This window comes from Streptomyces sp. NPDC033177 (assembly GCF_055577715.1).
The window spans coordinates 319,902-335,400 of sequence record NZ_JBVIPS010000002.1; the positions used below are offsets into that span (position 1 = coordinate 319,902).

15 protein-coding genes are annotated in these 15,499 nt (G+C 70.3%); 10 read left to right on the forward strand and 5 right to left on the reverse strand.

All coding sequences use genetic code 11. From position 1 onward, the window contains the following. Window positions 1-13: 13 nt before the first annotated feature. Window positions 14-235 carry a hypothetical protein gene (locus ACZ5U5_RS07480; protein WP_469017663.1) on the reverse strand — a complete coding sequence of 74 codons (222 nt, stop codon included), beginning with the start codon at window positions 233-235 and terminating at the stop codon, window positions 14-16. A 60-nt stretch (window positions 236-295) separates the two neighbouring features. Between ACZ5U5_RS07480 and map the strand changes: the two genes are divergently transcribed. After that, a complete protein-coding gene (gene map, locus ACZ5U5_RS07485) occupies window positions 296-1,153 on the forward strand; it encodes a type I methionyl aminopeptidase (RefSeq protein ID WP_469017665.1) in 858 nt (285 codons plus the stop codon). A gap of 175 nt (window positions 1,154-1,328) precedes the next feature. Beyond that, window positions 1,329-1,985, forward strand: coding sequence for a biliverdin-producing heme oxygenase (locus tag ACZ5U5_RS07490; RefSeq protein WP_469017667.1), 657 nt, complete (start codon window positions 1,329-1,331; stop codon window positions 1,983-1,985). Window positions 1,986-2,075: 90 nt separating this feature from the next. On the opposite strand, the gene ACZ5U5_RS07495 is transcribed toward ACZ5U5_RS07490, so the two are convergent. The 3 genes from ACZ5U5_RS07495 to ACZ5U5_RS07505 all read right to left on the reverse strand — a co-directional run bounded on the left by ACZ5U5_RS07495 (window position 2,076) and on the right by ACZ5U5_RS07505 (window position 5,833). Next, window positions 2,076-2,795, reverse strand: a complete 720-nt coding sequence (locus tag ACZ5U5_RS07495; protein WP_469017669.1) for a PhzF family phenazine biosynthesis protein — start codon at window positions 2,793-2,795, stop codon at window positions 2,076-2,078. 25 nt (window positions 2,796-2,820) lie between these two features. Continuing rightward, window positions 2,821-4,281 (reverse strand): HtaA domain-containing protein, encoded by a 1,461-nt coding sequence (locus tag ACZ5U5_RS07500; protein WP_469017672.1) that lies wholly within the window; start codon window positions 4,279-4,281, stop codon window positions 2,821-2,823. Window positions 4,282-4,366: 85 nt separating this feature from the next. Next, on the reverse strand, window positions 4,367-5,833 hold the full coding sequence (locus tag ACZ5U5_RS07505; protein WP_469017674.1) for an HtaA domain-containing protein: 1,467 nt from the start codon (window positions 5,831-5,833) through the stop codon (window positions 4,367-4,369). Between the two features lie 156 nt (window positions 5,834-5,989). On the opposite strand from ACZ5U5_RS07505, the gene ACZ5U5_RS07510 reads away from it, so the two are divergent. The 7 genes from ACZ5U5_RS07510 (at window position 5,990) to ACZ5U5_RS07540 (ending at window position 13,656) form a co-directional block, all read left to right on the forward strand. After that, complete coding sequence (locus ACZ5U5_RS07510; protein WP_469017676.1) at window positions 5,990-7,003, forward strand: heme/hemin ABC transporter substrate-binding protein; 1,014 nt, start codon at window positions 5,990-5,992, stop codon at window positions 7,001-7,003. A gap of 5 nt (window positions 7,004-7,008) precedes the next feature. After that, window positions 7,009-8,100, forward strand: coding sequence for a FecCD family ABC transporter permease (locus ACZ5U5_RS07515; RefSeq protein WP_469019323.1), 1,092 nt, complete (start codon window positions 7,009-7,011; stop codon window positions 8,098-8,100). Beyond that, window positions 8,097-8,942, forward strand: coding sequence for a heme ABC transporter ATP-binding protein (locus tag ACZ5U5_RS07520; RefSeq protein ID WP_469017679.1), 846 nt, complete (start codon window positions 8,097-8,099; stop codon window positions 8,940-8,942). Before ACZ5U5_RS07515 ends, ACZ5U5_RS07520 begins: the two co-directional genes overlap by 4 nt. A gap of 370 nt (window positions 8,943-9,312) precedes the next feature. Beyond that, window positions 9,313-10,476, forward strand: coding sequence for an iron uptake system protein EfeO (efeO, locus tag ACZ5U5_RS07525; protein WP_469017681.1), 1,164 nt, complete (start codon window positions 9,313-9,315; stop codon window positions 10,474-10,476). Between the two features lie 28 nt (window positions 10,477-10,504). Then, complete coding sequence (gene efeB / locus ACZ5U5_RS07530; RefSeq protein WP_469019326.1) at window positions 10,505-11,794, forward strand: iron uptake transporter deferrochelatase/peroxidase subunit; 1,290 nt, start codon at window positions 10,505-10,507, stop codon at window positions 11,792-11,794. 22 nt (window positions 11,795-11,816) lie between these two features. Next, window positions 11,817-12,815 carry an iron uptake transporter permease EfeU gene (gene efeU, locus ACZ5U5_RS07535; RefSeq protein ID WP_469017683.1) on the forward strand — a complete coding sequence of 333 codons (999 nt, stop codon included), beginning with the start codon at window positions 11,817-11,819 and terminating at the stop codon, window positions 12,813-12,815. Further along, window positions 12,718-13,656: an SCO2278 family lipoprotein gene (locus tag ACZ5U5_RS07540; RefSeq protein ID WP_469019328.1), complete on the forward strand. Its 939-nt coding sequence runs from the start codon at window positions 12,718-12,720 to the stop codon at window positions 13,654-13,656. The genes efeU and ACZ5U5_RS07540 overlap by 98 nt, the downstream gene beginning before the upstream one ends. A 23-nt stretch (window positions 13,657-13,679) precedes the next feature. Here ACZ5U5_RS07540 and ACZ5U5_RS07545 read toward each other — a convergent pair whose 3' ends face one another. Further along, window positions 13,680-14,423, reverse strand: a complete 744-nt coding sequence (locus tag ACZ5U5_RS07545) for a bifunctional DNA primase/polymerase (RefSeq protein WP_469017686.1) — start codon at window positions 14,421-14,423, stop codon at window positions 13,680-13,682. A 170-nt stretch (window positions 14,424-14,593) separates the two neighbouring features. Here ACZ5U5_RS07545 and ACZ5U5_RS07550 point away from each other — a divergent pair, with 170 nt between their 5' ends. After that, entirely contained in the window at window positions 14,594-15,493 is a 900-nt protein-coding gene (locus ACZ5U5_RS07550; RefSeq protein ID WP_469017688.1) for a glycerophosphodiester phosphodiesterase, read from the forward strand. The last annotated feature ends 6 nt before the right edge of the window (window positions 15,494-15,499 follow it).

Genomic DNA, 15,499 nt, shown 5'->3' on the forward strand with positions numbered 1-15,499 from the left:
CCCCGGCGGCGGATCAGGCGCTGCCGGGGTCCTTGTCGTGCCACTTCGGGTCGGTCTCCCACTCCAGGTTCCGGTCGGCGGCGGTCTCCATCGCCCGCTGGGCCTCCTCGCGGGAGGCGTAGGGCCCGAAGCGGTCCTTGCCCGGACAGTCGGGGCCCTCCTCGACCTTCTTGTGCTCCAGGCAGTAGAACCACTCGCCCGGTTTACCGACGGTCCGCTTCTTGAACAGTGGCATGTGATCTGCTCCTCTCTCTTCAGCCATGCTGCCCCGAGACCGCTGGTTAGACTCGCTGGCATGTCTGGCCAGTCACTGCTCGTCCCAGGGGAGCTCTCCCCCATCCGCCCCGTTCCGGGAAACATCAGGCGCCCGGAGTACGTGGGGAAACCCGCGCCCACCCCGTACACCGGGCCCGAGGTGCAGACCCCCGAGACCATCGACCTGATGCGCACCGCGGGCCGTATCGCCGCGCGCGCGATGGCCGAGGCCGCCAAGCACATCGCGCCCGGGGTGACCACCGATGAGCTGGACCGTGTCGCCCACGAGTACATGTGCGACTACGGCGCCTACCCCTCCACGCTCGGCTACCGCGGCTTCAAGAAGTCGCTGTGCACCTCCGTCAACGAGGTCATCTGCCACGGCATCCCGGACTCCACCGTCCTGAACGACGGCGACATCATCAACCTCGACGTGACCGCCTACATCGGCGGCGTGCACGGCGACAACAACGCCACGTACCTGGTCGGGGACGTCGACGAGGAGTCCAGGCTGCTCGTGGAGCGGACCCGGGAGTCCCTCGACCGCGCCATCAAGGCGGTCAAGCCCGGCCGCCAGATCAACATCATCGGCCGCGTCATCGAGTCGTACGCCAAGCGCTTCGGCTACGGCGTCGTCCGTGACTTCACCGGCCACGGCATCAACACGTCCTTCCACTCCGGCCTGATCGTCCCGCACTACGACAGCCCGCACGCCACGACCGTGATCAAGCCCGGCATGACGTTCACCATCGAGCCGATGCTGACCCTCGGCACGCACGAGTACGACATGTGGGAGGACGGCTGGACGGTCGTCACGAAGGACCGCAAGCGGACCGCGCAGTTCGAGGAGACCCTCGTGGTGACGGACAGCGGGGCGGAGATCCTTACGCTTCCCTGAACTCAGGGCGGGTAGCGTCTTACCGAAGCGTTTTACCGACAGGACGTCGGGAACCAGTTGACTTAGGTAAGCCTAACTTGGATGATCGGTGGAGGTCACCGGTTCATTCGTTCTTCGTCACTGGTTCCTGCCCTTCTTCGGCGTTCCTCGCTTTCCCCGGCTTCGGAGGTCCCTCATGGATGCGTTCTCGACGGTCATCCGCACCGCGTCGCACGAGCAGCACACGGAGGCGGAGACCTCGACGTTCATGAGCGACCTCCTCGGCGGCAGGCTCGGCGTCGACGCGTACGCGCGCTACACCGAGCAGCTGTGGTTCGTGTACCGCGCCCTGGAGGAGGGCGCCGCCGCGCTGAAGGACGATCCGGTCGCGGGCCCGTTCATACAGCCCGAGCTGCTGCGGGTGGCGGAGCTGGAGCGGGACCTCGCGCATCTGCGGGGCGCGGGCTGGAAGTCCGCCGCCGCCCCGCTGCCCGCCACGGCTGCGTACGCGGCGCGGGTCGCCGAGTGCGCCGAGGAGTGGCCCGGCGGTTACGTCGCCCACCACTACACCCGCTACCTCGGGGATCTCTCCGGTGGTCAGATCATCCGCGGCAAGGCGGAGCAGACGTGGGGCTTCGCCCGCAAGGGTGACGGCGTCCGCTTCTACGTCTTCGAGGGGATATCGAACCCGGCGGCGTTCAAGCGGGGCTATCGGGAGCTGCTCGACGGGCTGGGCGAGGTCGTCCCCGACGAGCTGGAGAGGCAGCGGATCGTGGACGAGTGCAAGCGCGCTTTCGCTTTGAATACCGGGGTGTTCCGCGAGCTGGGGGAGGAGTTCCCGCTGTCGGCGTAGGGGCGTTCCCTGCGGGACCTTCCCCAATCCCGCCCCTTCCCGAAACCCGCTGCGCGGGGGCCTCCTCAATCGCCGGAGAGGCTGAAAGATTCAGCCTCTCCGGCGATTGAGGAGCGGGGTCTGGGGCGGAGCCCCAGTTTCGGGAAGGGGCGGGGTGGGGGAAAATCGCACTCGTCCCCCCACCTCGATCAACCCGCCCGGCGCCGGCGCCGTGAGGATCTGTGAGCCACGCCCTTGCGTGATGTTGAGGGCCCGGCCAAGCCGCTCCGTCAGGAGCAACGCCGCCGCCCCCGTGGCCTCGTCCTCCCGGATGCCGTCGTCCCGGCCAGGGAAGGCACGGGCCCGGATCCGACCCGCCGCCTCGTCCTCCCAGGCCCACGCGTAGATCCACTCCCCAGGCGGGGGCACAGCGAGGGCGTCCACCTCGGAGGGGGACCCGTAAGCACGCAGCGTCCGCGGCGGCGCCCACTCAGGTCGCGCCACGATCCAGCTGAACTCCCCGTCCTGGCGGGCCTCCACGACCCCCGCGGCTGTGACCAGTTCGGGGACGTCGAGGAGCCAGGACGTACCGACGCAGGGGTGCCCGGCGAAAGGCAGCCGCAGCGTGGGCGTATAGATGTCGATGACCCCGCGCTCGGGGTCATCGACGAACACCGTCTCGCTGAAGCCGAGCTTCCCGGCAACCTCCTGCCGCTCCCCCTGCCCCGGAACACGGGCCCCGTCACGCACGACACCCAGCTCATTGCCGTGCAGACCGTCGGGCCCGCAGAACACCCGGAGTACGTCGAGACCGTCAGGCAGTTGCGTCATCCGGGCATTCAAGCATCCCGGGCTGTCAAGAGGCCCGGCGGCGAGCCACGTACACCGCCCCGGCGCCCGCGGCGGCGATCGCCCCGGCGGCCCCGAGCAGCGCACCCGTCGGCACCGACGCACCGGTGGACGCCAGCGAGCCCCCCGTACCGCCGCCGACCGTGCCTCCACCGACCGTGCCACCGAGGTCGGACGAACCTCCGCCCGTGGAACCGGAGTCGGTCGAACCGCCCGTCGAGCCGCCGCTGCCGCCCGGCAGTTCTGCGCCCTCGGCGACGGAGAGCGCCACCGTCACGGGGTCGATCGCGTCACCCTCCTTGTAGCTGGACGGCGCGTCCTCGCTCGCGAACTGCTTCGCGCCCGCCGCGGTGAACGCCGCGGGCACCTTGTCGAGGACGACGACGTCGTCCTTCGCCGCGTACGACGCCTTGGAGAGGTCGAGCGTCGCGAACCTCACGTCGTCGGCGGTGCCCTTGGGCGTGGTGACGTCCAAGGTCAGCGTGCCCTTGGTGCCGTTCGCGGCCACCTTGATGTCGCTGAACTTCATGTCGATGCCGTGCGCCTTGTAGGCGAAACGGACTGCGCCGCCGAAGGACGCGTTCAGCTTCTTCGCTTCGCTGTCCACGTCGCCATCGGCGTACGGGAAGTCGTAGCCGTTGTCGTTCTTCTCGGCGCCGCCGGAGAGTGTGGCGCCGCCGCCGGACTCGATGTAGCGGCGGAAACTCTCCTTCACGCCCCAGGCGAGCGAGCCGTCGTGGACCTTGCCCGCCTCCTCTGAGGGCGCGGGCTTCGAGGTGGACGACGTGGGGGCGGGGCTGGGCGAGGACGTCGTCGTGCCGGACGGCGTGGGGGTGGCCGTCGGCTTCGGCGTCGAGGTCGGCTCGCCCGTGGGCGTCGGGGTGGGCGTCGGGGTGCCGGTCGGAGGCGTCTTCTGCGCGACCGTCAGCGGGTCGCCGTCCGCGCCCGTGTACCGGCCACCGCCGCCGAGCGCCGCGTCGGCCTCCTTGGTCAGCTTGGTCTTCATGTCGGCCATGCTGCGCGTGACGGTGACGTCGGCGAGGGGCACGTCGTCCTGGGGCGTACCGCCGTCTCTGGTGACGTCGGCGGTGATCTTCGCCTTCGCGCTGTCGAAGCGGACGTCCGCGAGCTTGACGTCGAAGCCGTGCAGCTTGGAGGTGAAGCTGACGCTGCCCTTGAAGGCCAGGTCCACGGTGTGCTTCTCGGAATCGTAGGATCCCGCTCCGTCGACGAAGCTCAACGGCCCGTTGCCCGCGGCCTGTTCGGCTCCGTCAGCGACAGTGATCTTTCCCGCCGCCATGCCGGTGACGTAGCTGCGGTAGCTCTCCTTGACGCCCCACGTCAGCCGGTAGTCCTTCAGCGGCACTTCGGCCGCGGACACGGGTGCGGCCGCCAGGACGGTGGCGCCGAGCGCCACGGCGGTGCCGGCTGCTGCGGCGAGGGCTATCGGGCGGCGAATGGCTGCCATGGTCAGTGGTCTCCTTGAGATGAGGCGTGGTGAAGTGGGGCACCGGGCAGGCCGTAGGGGCGCCCGGCAGGGCAGTGTGGCGGCGTCACGTCCGGTCGGCGCCGCGCCGTTTGCGCAGGACCCCGAACGTGACCGCCGCGGCGAGCAGCACCGCCACGCCCGCGCCGACGCCGATCGGCACGGCGGGCGACGAGGAGTCGGACGAGTCGGCGGCGTGCTCGGTCTTCGGCTCGGCGGCCTTCTTCGCCTGCGGAGTGGGGCTCGCGGACGAGCCGAGGTCCGGCAGCGCGGGCAGCTTCGCGTCGGAGTCGAGGGCGACGGCCAGGGAGAGCGGGTCCATCGCGGAGCCCGCCTTGTACATGCCGCCGAACGCCTTGGAACCATCGGCGGTGAGCTTCGAGGGCACCTCGGTCAGGGCGACGAGCCCGTCCTTCGGCTTCAGTTCCTTCGCCGCGAAGGTGATCAGCGGGGCTTTCTTCAACGTGACGCCCTTGTTGCCCCCGTCGCTCTTGTCGCCCTTCCTCTCGACGTCCGCGAAGAGAGTGCCCTTGCCGTCCTTCACCTTCACGGTGACCTCGCTCAGCGCGAGGTCGAGGCCGTGCTCACCGGTGAAGCGCACGGTGCCGGCGAAGTCCGCGTCGAGGGCCTGCTTCTTCTTGTCGTACGTCCCCTCGCCCTGCGGGAAGCGGAAGAGCGCGCCGCCGTCCTGGGCTCCCGCGGTCAGTTTCCATTCGCCCTTGGCGATGGAGCCGGTGACGTACTCGCGGAAGGTGCGGCGCACGCCCCAGTCGACGGCGGCGTCCTCGATCCGGCCCGCCTTCGATCGCACCTTCCCGGACTCCGAGGACTTCGCGGACTTCGCGGACTTCGCGGGCTTCGGCGCGGGCTTCTTCGACTGCTTGTCGGAGCCGGACGGCTTCGCCGCGAGGTCGGTGGAGAGGCTCACCCGGTCGAGCGCGGTGCCCGCCGTGTAGTACCCGGCGAAGGCTTTCGCGCCCTGGGAAGTGAGCGTCGCCGGGAGATTGTTGAGGGCGATCGGTCCCGACCCGCCCTTCATGTCGATGCCGGACATGCCGAGGGTCGCGAGCGGCACCTGGGCGTTGGTCGTGACCTTGCCCGTGCCCTTCTCCTTGCTGACCATGTCGGCGTAGAGCGTGCCGGAACCGCCGGAGATCTTGACGGTGGGGCGGCTGATGGTCAGGTCGAGCTCGTACGAGCCGCCCTTCTTGTGCCCGAGGAAGTGCACCCCGCCGGAGAACCCGGCGCTGAAGGCCCCGCTGCCCGGGTCGTATGAGCCCTGCGCCGAGTGGAAGCGGAACTGGCTGCCGCCGACCGTGGCGGCCCCGCCCTGGAGCGTCGAACTCCCTTGGGCGATGGGCCCGGTGACGTAGCTCTGGAACGAGGATTTGATGCCCCAGTCGAGCCGCCCGCCCTGGACCGTGCGGTCCTCCGCGTGCGCCGTGGCCGCCGGGAGCAGAGCTCCGACGAGTGCGGTGAGCACGGCCACGGCTCCGGCGCGGGCGATGGCTCGCGCCTGTCTTGACGACGACATGGGACCCCTCCAGGTGTGGCTAATGAGGTAAGGCTAACCTAAACTACGATCACTCCGGCTGGAACCCCCATCCCGGCCACCCGGGCACCAGGTAGCTCACAGCACCTTCGACAGCAGGCCCTCAACAGCACGACAGGACGGTGGACTTCGGTGCGTATGCCGCGCTCACTCCGTATCGCCGGCGCGTGGACCGCCGTTCTCGCCCTGGCCCTCACGGGCTGTGGATCATCGTCGGACGATGGTGGTGAGACGTCCCCGAAGGCGAAGGCGGCGGCCTCCGCACCCGACCGGGTCGAGCCGCTGAAGGCCCGCCCCACCCCCGTGCTCCCCGCCACCGTCACGTCGGCCGACGGCAAGAAGGTCACCGTCGAGGACACCAGCCGCATCGTGCCGCTCACCGGCAGCCTGAACGAGATCGTCTTCACGCTCGGCCTCGGCAAGAACGTCGTGGCCCGCGACATCACCGCCACCTTCGAACAGGCGAAGAAGCTGCCGGTGGTGACACGTGCGCACGACGTCTCGGCGGAGAGCGTCCTGTCCCTGAAGCCGACGGTCGTCCTCGCGGACACCACGACGGGGCCCGCGGAGGCCATCGGCCAGATCCGGGACGCGGGCATCCCGCTGATCGTGTTCGATGCGGCCAAGGGCCTCGACGACGTGGGCCCCCGGATCGACGCGGTGGCCGAGGCGCTCGGGGTCGAGAAGTCGGGCGACGAGCTCACGTCCCGTACGCGGGACCGCATCGCGAAGGTGCGCGAGTCCATCCCGGCGTCCGCCCGCACCGAGAAGCCCCGCGTCGCCTTCCTCTACCTGCGCGGCTCCGCCTCCGTCTATCTGCTCGGCGGCCGCGAGTCCGGGGCGAGTTCGCTCCTGGAGGCGGCGGGCGCGGTCGACGCGGGCAAGGCGTCGGGGCTCAAGAAGGACTTCACGGCGATCACCAGCGAGGCGCTCGCCAAGGCGGCACCGGACGCGATCCTGGTGATGTCCAAGGGGCTCGAATCGGTCGACGGCGTGGACGGTCTCCTGAAGGTGCCGGGTGTCGCCGAGACCCCGGCCGGGCTCGACCGGCGCATCGTCTCGATCGACGACGGGGTGCTCCTGAACTACGGGCCGCGTACGGACCAGGTCCTGAAGTCCCTGGTGGAGCAGTTGTACGGGGGCAAGAAGTGACCGTCCTGACCAAGACGGCCGAAGCCGGGCAGCCCGGGACGGAGGAGCCGTCGGATCCCCGGAGCCGCCGGCGGGGCACGGCGGCCACCCTGACCTTCGGGCTCACGGCCGCCCTCGTCCTGCTCTGTCTCCTCTCCGCGGGCATCGGCGCGTACGACATCCCCCTCGGGGACGTCGTCGGCTCCGTCCAGCACCGGATCGGTCTCGGCGGGAGCGCGCTCGACCGGGTCGGCGAGAGCGTCCTGTGGAACGTGCGGTTGCCGCGCGTGGTGCTCGCGCTGCTCGTCGGGGCGTCGCTCGGGTGCGCGGGCGCGCTCATGCAGGGCGTGTTCGGCAATCCGCTGGCCGAGCCCGGCGTCATCGGGATCTCGGCGGGCGCGGCCGTCGGCGCGGTGGCGTCGATCGCGCTGGGCCTCAGCTTCTTCGGCAACTGGACGGTGACGGTCTGCGCGTTCGTCACCGGCCTCGCCACCGTCCTTCTCGTGTACGTCCTTTCGCGCGACGGCGGGCGCACGGAGGTCGTCACGCTGATCCTCACCGGGATCGCCGCGAACGCGTTCGCGGGTGCCCTGATCGGGCTCTGCATCTTCTTCGCGGACAACGCGCAGATCACCCAGATCACGTTCTGGCAGCTCGGCTCGCTCGCCCAGGCGACCTGGCCGAAGGTGCTTGCCGTGCTGCCGTGCGCGGTGGCGGGCCTGGCCGTGGCGCCGTTGTACGGACGGAAACTGGATCTGTTGGCCCTCGGCGAGCGGCCCGCGCGGCACCTCGGGGTCGACGTCGAGCGGCTGCGGCTGGTGCTTGTCCTCGTGGTGGCGCTGCTGACCGCCGCCGCCGTGGCCGTCGCCGGCATCATCACGTTCGTCGGTCTTCTCGTCCCGCACCTGCTGCGGATGGCGGCGGGGCCCGGCCACCGCTTCCTCCTGCCGGGCAGTGCGCTGGGCGGGGCGGTCGTCCTGGTCGGCGCGGATCTCGCGGCGCGGACGGTGGCGGCTCCGGCGGAGCTGCCGCTGGGGGTGCTGACCGCGTTCGTCGGGAGTCCGTTCTTCTTCTGGCTGCTGCGCAGGACCCGTCGCAGGCAAGGGGGTTGGGCATGATCACGCGGATCGCCGAGCGGCTGTTCTCGTCCGGCCGTGGGCTCGCGCTCCCGGAGGCCGTCGCTCCCGGCGACCCGCTCGCCGAGGCGTCGGGGCTCGTGGTGCGGCTCGGGGGGCGCGAGGTGCTCGCCGGGGTGTCCCTCTCCGCCCGCGCGGGCGAGGTGCTCGCCCTGGTCGGGCCGAACGGGGCGGGCAAGTCGACGCTGCTTGCCGCGCTGGCCGCCGATCTTCCGGCCGACGAGGGGGTCGTACGCGTCTTCGGGCGGCCCACCGCGGACTGGCCCGCGCGTGAACTCGCCCTGCGGCGTGCGGTGTTGCCGCAGGCCGCCGCGCTCTCCTTCCCCTTCGTGGTCGAGGACGTCGTACGGATGGGGCGTGCGCCCTGGGCGGGTACGGCGCGTGAGGACGAGGACGACCTTGCCGTGCGGGAGGCGATGGGCGCGACGGAGGTCGGTGCGTTCGCCTCACGTCCCTTCTCCGCGCTGAGCGGTGGAGAGCGGGCGCGGGTCGCGCTGGCCCGGGTCCTCGCCCAGCGGACCCCCCTCCTCCTCCTGGACGAGCCGACCGCCGCGCTCGATCTGCGCCACCAGGAGATGGTGCTCCGTCTCTGCCGGGAGCGGGCTGCGGCCGGGGACGCGGTGGTGGTGGTTCTGCACGATCTTGGGCTTGCGGCGGCGTATGCGGATCGGGTGGCGGTGTTGAGGGGCGGGGGCATCGCCGCGGAGGGGCCTCCGGCGGGGGTCTTCACCGGCGACCTGCTCACCGAGGTCTATCGGCAACCGGTCGAGGTGTTTCCGCATCCGCGGACGGGGGCTCCGCTGGTGGCCCCGGTGCGAGGCTGACGGCGATCCCTGCGGGCCTTCCCCAATCCCGCCCCTTCCCGAAACCGGGGCTCCGCCCCAGACCCCGCCCCTCAATCGCCGGAGGGGCTGAAATTCAGCCCCTCCGGCGATCGAGGAGGGCCCCCGCGCCAGAGCGGGTTTTCGGGAAGGGGCGGGGTTGGGGGAAAAACCCACCCCCTTGACCCGTACTTTGCCACCCCATGAACCCCCCATCACTCCACCGTGATGCCCCCGTGAGCAGGGCCGAACGGTGAGAGGTGAATCACGGAACGGCCGGGTATCGACCAGGTAAGGCTCAGTTAAGTTAGGTCCGCCTCACCGGCATGTCGGAGTCGTCCGCGTCCCGTCCGTGAACCGCCTTGGAGCCACCATGCACCCCGCCCGCCTCTCCGTCGCCACCGCCATAGCCGCAGCAGCGACCCTCACCGCCGTCACGGGCTGCACCGAGAAGAGCGACGCGAAGGGCGGCGGCAACACCATCGAGGTGACCGCCACCGACGACAAGTGCGAGGTCTCCAAGACCAAGCTCAGCTCCGGGCACGTCGAGCTCGCCATCGAGAACAAGGGCTCCAAGGTCACCGAGGTGTATCTCCTCTTCCCCGACGACCGCATCGTCAGCGAGCGCGAGAACATCGGCCCCGGCACGAAGCAGAAGCTCACCGCCGAGGTGAAGTCCGGCTCGTACCAGATCGCCTGCAAGCCCGGCATGAAGGGCGACGGCATCCGCCAGAAGGTCACCGTCAGCGGCGGCAAGACCGCCAAGCGCGACCCGCGCCTGGACAAGGCCGTCGCCGACTACCGCGCCTACGCGCAGGAGCAGGCCGACGCGACGCTGCCCAGGACGAAGCTCTTCACCGACGCCGTCCGCGACGGCGACATCGAGGCCGCCAAGAAGGCGTACTCCAACTCCCGCATCGGCTGGGAGCGCACCGAGCCCGTCGCCGAGTCCTTCGGTGACATCGACCCGAAGGTCGACCTCCGCGAGGACGGCCTGGAGGAGGACCAGGACCTGGAGAAGGACTGGACGGGCTGGCACCGTCTGGAGCGGGCCCTGTGGAAGGACAAGAAGATCGGTGAGCGCGAGAAGGAGCTCGCCACCCAGCTGGACAAGGACCTCAAGGACTGGCAGAACCGCGTCGGCAAGGCGGAGATCACCCCGACCTCCATGGCCAACGGCGCCAAGGAGCTCCTCGACGAGGTCGCCACCGGCAAGGTCACCGGCGAGGAGGAGCGCTACTCGCACACCGACCTCGTCGACTTCAAGGCGAACGTCGAGGGCGCGGAGAAGGCGTACGGGCTGTTGAAGGCCGTCGCCTCGGAGAACGATCCGGCGCTCGCCAAGGAGCTCGACAAGCAGTTCGCGGCGCTGGACAAGCTGCTCGGCGAGTACCGCCAGGGTGGCGGCAAGGACTCGTACACGTTCACGTCGTACGACAAGCTCGACAAGGCGGACACCAAGGAGCTGTCGGACGGCGTCAACGCGCTCGCGGAGCCGCTGTCGAAGCTGGCCGCCGCGGTCGTGAGCAGCAAGTAGCGGCAAGGGGGCCGGAATCATGGCTGAGATCACGCACGACACCGCGCCCGACGACGCGCACGCCGACGCGAATGTCGGTGAGGTAGACGCCAACTCCGGTTCCCCTTCCCGGCGTTCACTTCTCGGCTGGGGTGGCGCCGGGCTCGCGCTCGGCGCCGCCGTCACCGGGGGCGCGGTGGCGGTGTCCCGGTCCGGGGACGAGACCGTGCCCGCCGCGTCCGCGGGCGGCGCGGTCGCCTTCCTCGGCAGGCATCAGGCGGGCATCGCGACCCCCGTCCAGGACCGGCTGCACTTCGCCGCCTTCGACGTGAGGACGGACGACCGCGAGCAGTTCGTGCAGCTCCTCAAGGACTGGACGAAGGCCGCCGCGCGGATGACCGCGGGGCACGAGGTCGGTGAGGGAGCCTTCGGCGGTCTCACCGAGGCGCCGCCGGACGACACCGGCGAGGCGCTCGGCCTCAAGCCCTCCCGGCTCACCCTCACCATCGGCTTCGGGCCCAGCCTCTTCGAGAAGTTCGGGCTCGAGGACCGGCGTCCCGAAGCCCTCGTCGATCTCCCTAAGTTCCCGGGTGACAACCTCGACAAGTCCCGCGGCGGCGGCGACCTGTGCGTGCAGGCCTGCGCGGACGACCCGCAGGTCGCCGTGCACGCCATCCGCAATCTCGCCCGCATCGGCTTCGGCAAGGTCGCGGTGCGCTGGTCGCAGCTCGGCTTCGGCAAGACCTCGTCGACCACGCCGGGCGCGCAGACGCCTCGCAACCTCTTCGGGTTCAAGGACGGCACCCGCAACATCTCGGGCGAGGACGGCTCCGCGCTCGCGAAGCACGTGTGGGTCGGCGAGAAGGACGGGCCCGGCTGGATGGCCGGAGGTTCGTATCTCGTCGCGCGCCGTATCCGCATGAACGTCGAGACCTGGGACCGGACTCCGCTCGGCGAGCAGGAGGACATCTTCGGGCGCGACAAGGGCGAGGGCGCCCCGGTCGGCAAGGCCAAGGAGCACGACGAGCCGTTCCTGAAGGCGATGAAGCCGGACTCGCACGTCCGGCTCGCGCACCCGGACACCAACGGCGGTGCGACGATCCTGCGCCGCGGCTACTCCTTCACGGACGGCACCGACGGCCTGGGCCGCCTGGACGCGGGGCTCTTCTTCCTCGCGTACCAGCGGGACGTGCGCACGGGTTTCATCCCGGTGCAGCGCAGTCTGGCGCGCGCCGACGTTCTCAACGAATACATCCAGCACGTGGGTTCAGCGGTCTTCGCGATCCCGCCGGGCGTCCGGAACAAGGACGACTGGTGGGGCCGGGCACTGTTCGGCTGAGGCCTGAGGGGATCTGACAGACATGTTCGGCAATTACCTGATCGGCCTGCGCGAAGGTCTTGAGGCCAGCCTGGTCGTCTGCATCCTCATCGCCTATCTGGTGAAGACGGAGCGGCGCGACGCCCTCAAGCCCATCTGGATCGGCATCGGCGTCGCGTGCGGTCTCGCGCTGGGCTTCGGCTGCGCGCTCACCTTCGGTTCGCAGGAGCTGACGTTCAAGGCGCAGGAGGCGCTGGGCGGTTCGCTGTCCATCGTCGCCGTCGCGCTTGTGACGTGGATGGTCTTCTGGATGCGGCGTACGGCACGCCATCTCAAGGCGGAGCTGCACGGCAGGCTGGACGCGGCGCTGCAGATGGGCACGGGCGCCCTGGTCGCCACCGCGTTCCTCGCCGTGGGCCGGGAGGGCCTGGAGACCGCGCTGTTCGTGTGGGCTTCGGTGCGCGCGTCGAACGACGGGACGCCGGGGCCGCTGATCGGCGTGCTCCTCGGCCTGCTCACGGCGATCGCGCTCGGCTGGCTGTTCTACAAGGGCACGGTCCGCATCAACCTGGCGAAGTTCTTCACCTGGACCGGCGCGATGCTGGTGGTCGTGGCGGCGGGCGTGCTCGCGTACGGCGTCCATGACCTGCAGGAGGCGGAGTTCCTCGGCGGGCTGCGGAACAAGGCGTTCGACATCAGCGCGACGATCCCGCCGGACAGTTGGTACGGCACACTCCTGAAGGGCATCTTCAACTTCCAGCCCGACCCGACGGTTGTCCAGGTCACGGTGTGGCTGCTGTACCTGATCCCGACGCTCGCGCTCTTCTTCGCCCCGGTAGGGTTCGGGCCCGGGAAGGGGAAGGTGAACGCAACGCATGAGCAGGCTTCCAAGGCAGCGCACTCCGATGCGGGGCAGTCGGTCGCGACGGCCGGTCCGGTTCGCGATGGCGGCGTCGACGGTGACCGTACTGACGGTGACGGCGAGCGGCTGCGTGACGGTGCACGGGGAGCGGGAAGTCGTCCCGTCGGCGACGAAGGCTGAGGCCGACCGTGCGCTGAAGGACTTCCTCACCGCGTACAACAAGGCCGAGAAGGCGTACGACCCGGCCCTGGACGCGGCCCGGGTCACGGGTCCGCTGAGCGCCATCAACCAGGCGGGCCTGAAGTCGAAGGGCGCTCGGAATCCGGGCGGCAACCCCAACCAGGTGCCCCTGGAGTTGTCGGACGCGAATTTCTCGATCCCCAAGAAGGCCGGCTGGCCCCGGTGGTTCGTGGCCGACACGAAGTCCAACCGCAGGGGTGACCTGCGCTGGCTGCTCGTGTTCACCAAGGGCAGCAAGGACCAGCTGTGGGAGGCGTCCTACCTGAATCTGGTGTCGCCCGCCAAGATGCCCGAGCTGAAGAAGGACAAGGACGGCTGGGCCGAGCCGGTCGGGGTGAACTCCAAGGCCCTCGCGGTGGCGCCGAAGAATCTCGGCGAGCAGTACACGACGTATCTGAAGTCGGGCGGTGACACGTTCGCGCCGGGTGACCACACCTCGACGTGGAAGGCGTTCCGCGACAAGAACACCAAGCGCCGCGGCATCGCCGTGCAGTACATCGACGAGCCCAAGAACGACGGAACGTTCGCGCCGGTGGGCCTGCGTACCGAGGACGGCGGGGCGATGGTCTTCTTCTCGACGCACCACTACGAGAAGCAGACCGCCGCGAAGGGCGTGAACCTCACCGTCGAGCCCGAGGTGAAGCCCCTCATGAAGGGCGAGGTCAGGCAGTCGGTGACGCTGGAGCGCGTCTCCAACCAGGTCGTCCTCGACCCGGCGGGGTCGGGCAAGGTGACGTTCCTGAGCCGCATCCAGGGACTGACGGGCGCGAAGGGCGAGTAGCCGGGGGGGCCGACGCGCGGGCGTCAGCCCCTCATCGGCCAGGCGGCGACGTCGTGCTGGGGCTCGCCCGCGACGCGTGCGCACTCGTCGGTGAGCGTCTCCAGGAGCGTCAGCGGTTCCGGCAGCGCGTGCTCGGGGCCCCGGATCCAGTGGACCGTCAGGTCACCGGGCAGCCGCGCGGGCGGCACGAGGACGTACGAACCGCGGCAGTGCCAGCGCAGGCCGGGGTGTTCGTTCGTCGTCTCGGGGTGGCAGTCCAGCTCGCAGGGCCACCACTCGTCCTCGTCCTCGGGGGTACCGCGGGTGAGCGTGAAGAAGAGCATCCGCCCCTCGTCCATGGTGCCCTCGGACTCGGCGACGGGGCCCACCTCGATGCCGTCGGCAAGCAGCCTGGCCAGAGCCTCGCGCCCGGCGGCCAGCGGCACGTCCAGGACGTCGTGGACCATGCCGGTCGCGGTGATGAAGTTGGCCTGAGGCTGATGCCTCGCCCAGCGCTCGATCTGCCCGCGGTCGGTGGTGGACTGCGTCTGCCAGGCGAAGGAGATGGGGTGTCTGGCGGGGGTGGGACAGCCGATGCGGTCACAGGAACATCGGTACGCGGAGGGATGCGCGGCCGGTGAGAGCGGCAGACCCGCTGCCGCGGCGGCGACCAGCAGGGCCTCGCGGCTCGCCTCGTCGCCTGCCGTGTCCTCCGGTCGGGGACGCCGGCGAAGCCACTGGGAAATCTTGCTCTGTCCGCCGGACCGGCGGCCGAACTCCGCGCCCATCAATCCCCTCACCTCGCATGTGTGCCGAGAAGCATCTCCCATGGTCGCACCATCCTGCTCCTCGGGGGGCCAGAGCCCACATCCGGGGTAGCTGGGGTGATGCAAGGCGCAGGGTGACATTGCGCGTCATTGCGTACTAACCGGCGATTTACCCCCCTACCGTGTTCGCCATGGTCACCAGGACTGTGCTCACGGGACTCTCGGGGCTCATGAGCCTCACCACACTGGCCCTCGCCGCGCCCGCCAGGCCACTGGCCCCGCTCGAATGGGGAGGCGGCCCGTTGACGGTCGAGGCCCTCCCCCGCGTCACGTACACCGCGCACCGCGGCGGCGCCCTGGAAGTGCCGGAGAACAGCATGTCCGGCCTGGTGGCGGCGTACGAACGCGGAACGTCGCAGGTCATCGACGTGGATACGCGGATACTGCGCGACGGCACCCTGGTGGCCATGCACGACGCGACCCTGGACCGTACGACGACGTCCACGGGGCCGGTGAGTTCGCTCACCCTGAGCGAGTGGCGCCGGGTGAGGCTGCGCCCAGGCTCCGGTCTGCCCGGCAGCTGGCGCTCCGAGCGGCCGCCGACGGTCGCCGAGGTCCTCGACCGCTTCGGTGGGCGGATCGTGCTGATGCTGGAGGCGAAGGATCCGCGCAGCCTGCGGCGGCTCGGCTCGCTGATCCGCGCCCGCGGCCTGACGCGCTCGGTGTTCGTGAACTCCAACGACCCCCTCGTCGCCGCGCGCGCCCACAAGATGGGACTGCTCGCGCAGCTGTGGCGTTCCAAGGCGCAGATGCGCACGGACCGCCCGGCGGGGTGGGCCGGGTTCGTGGACGTCCTCGACGTGGACCACAGGGCGCGGGACGCGGATCTGCTGCGCGCGGTCTACTCCGGGGTCCCCCGGGTGTGGGCGCACACGGTGACCACGCCGCGCCAGCGCGACCGGGCACTGCGGCTCGGGTGCAACGGCGTGATCACGGACGCGCCTGGGCTACTCGCGCGTACGCCGGTGAAGGGGGCCAAAGCCGTGAGCGCGGCCGGTCTGCGACGGAAGTGGCCGGTCAACTCCGCGTGACCGGCG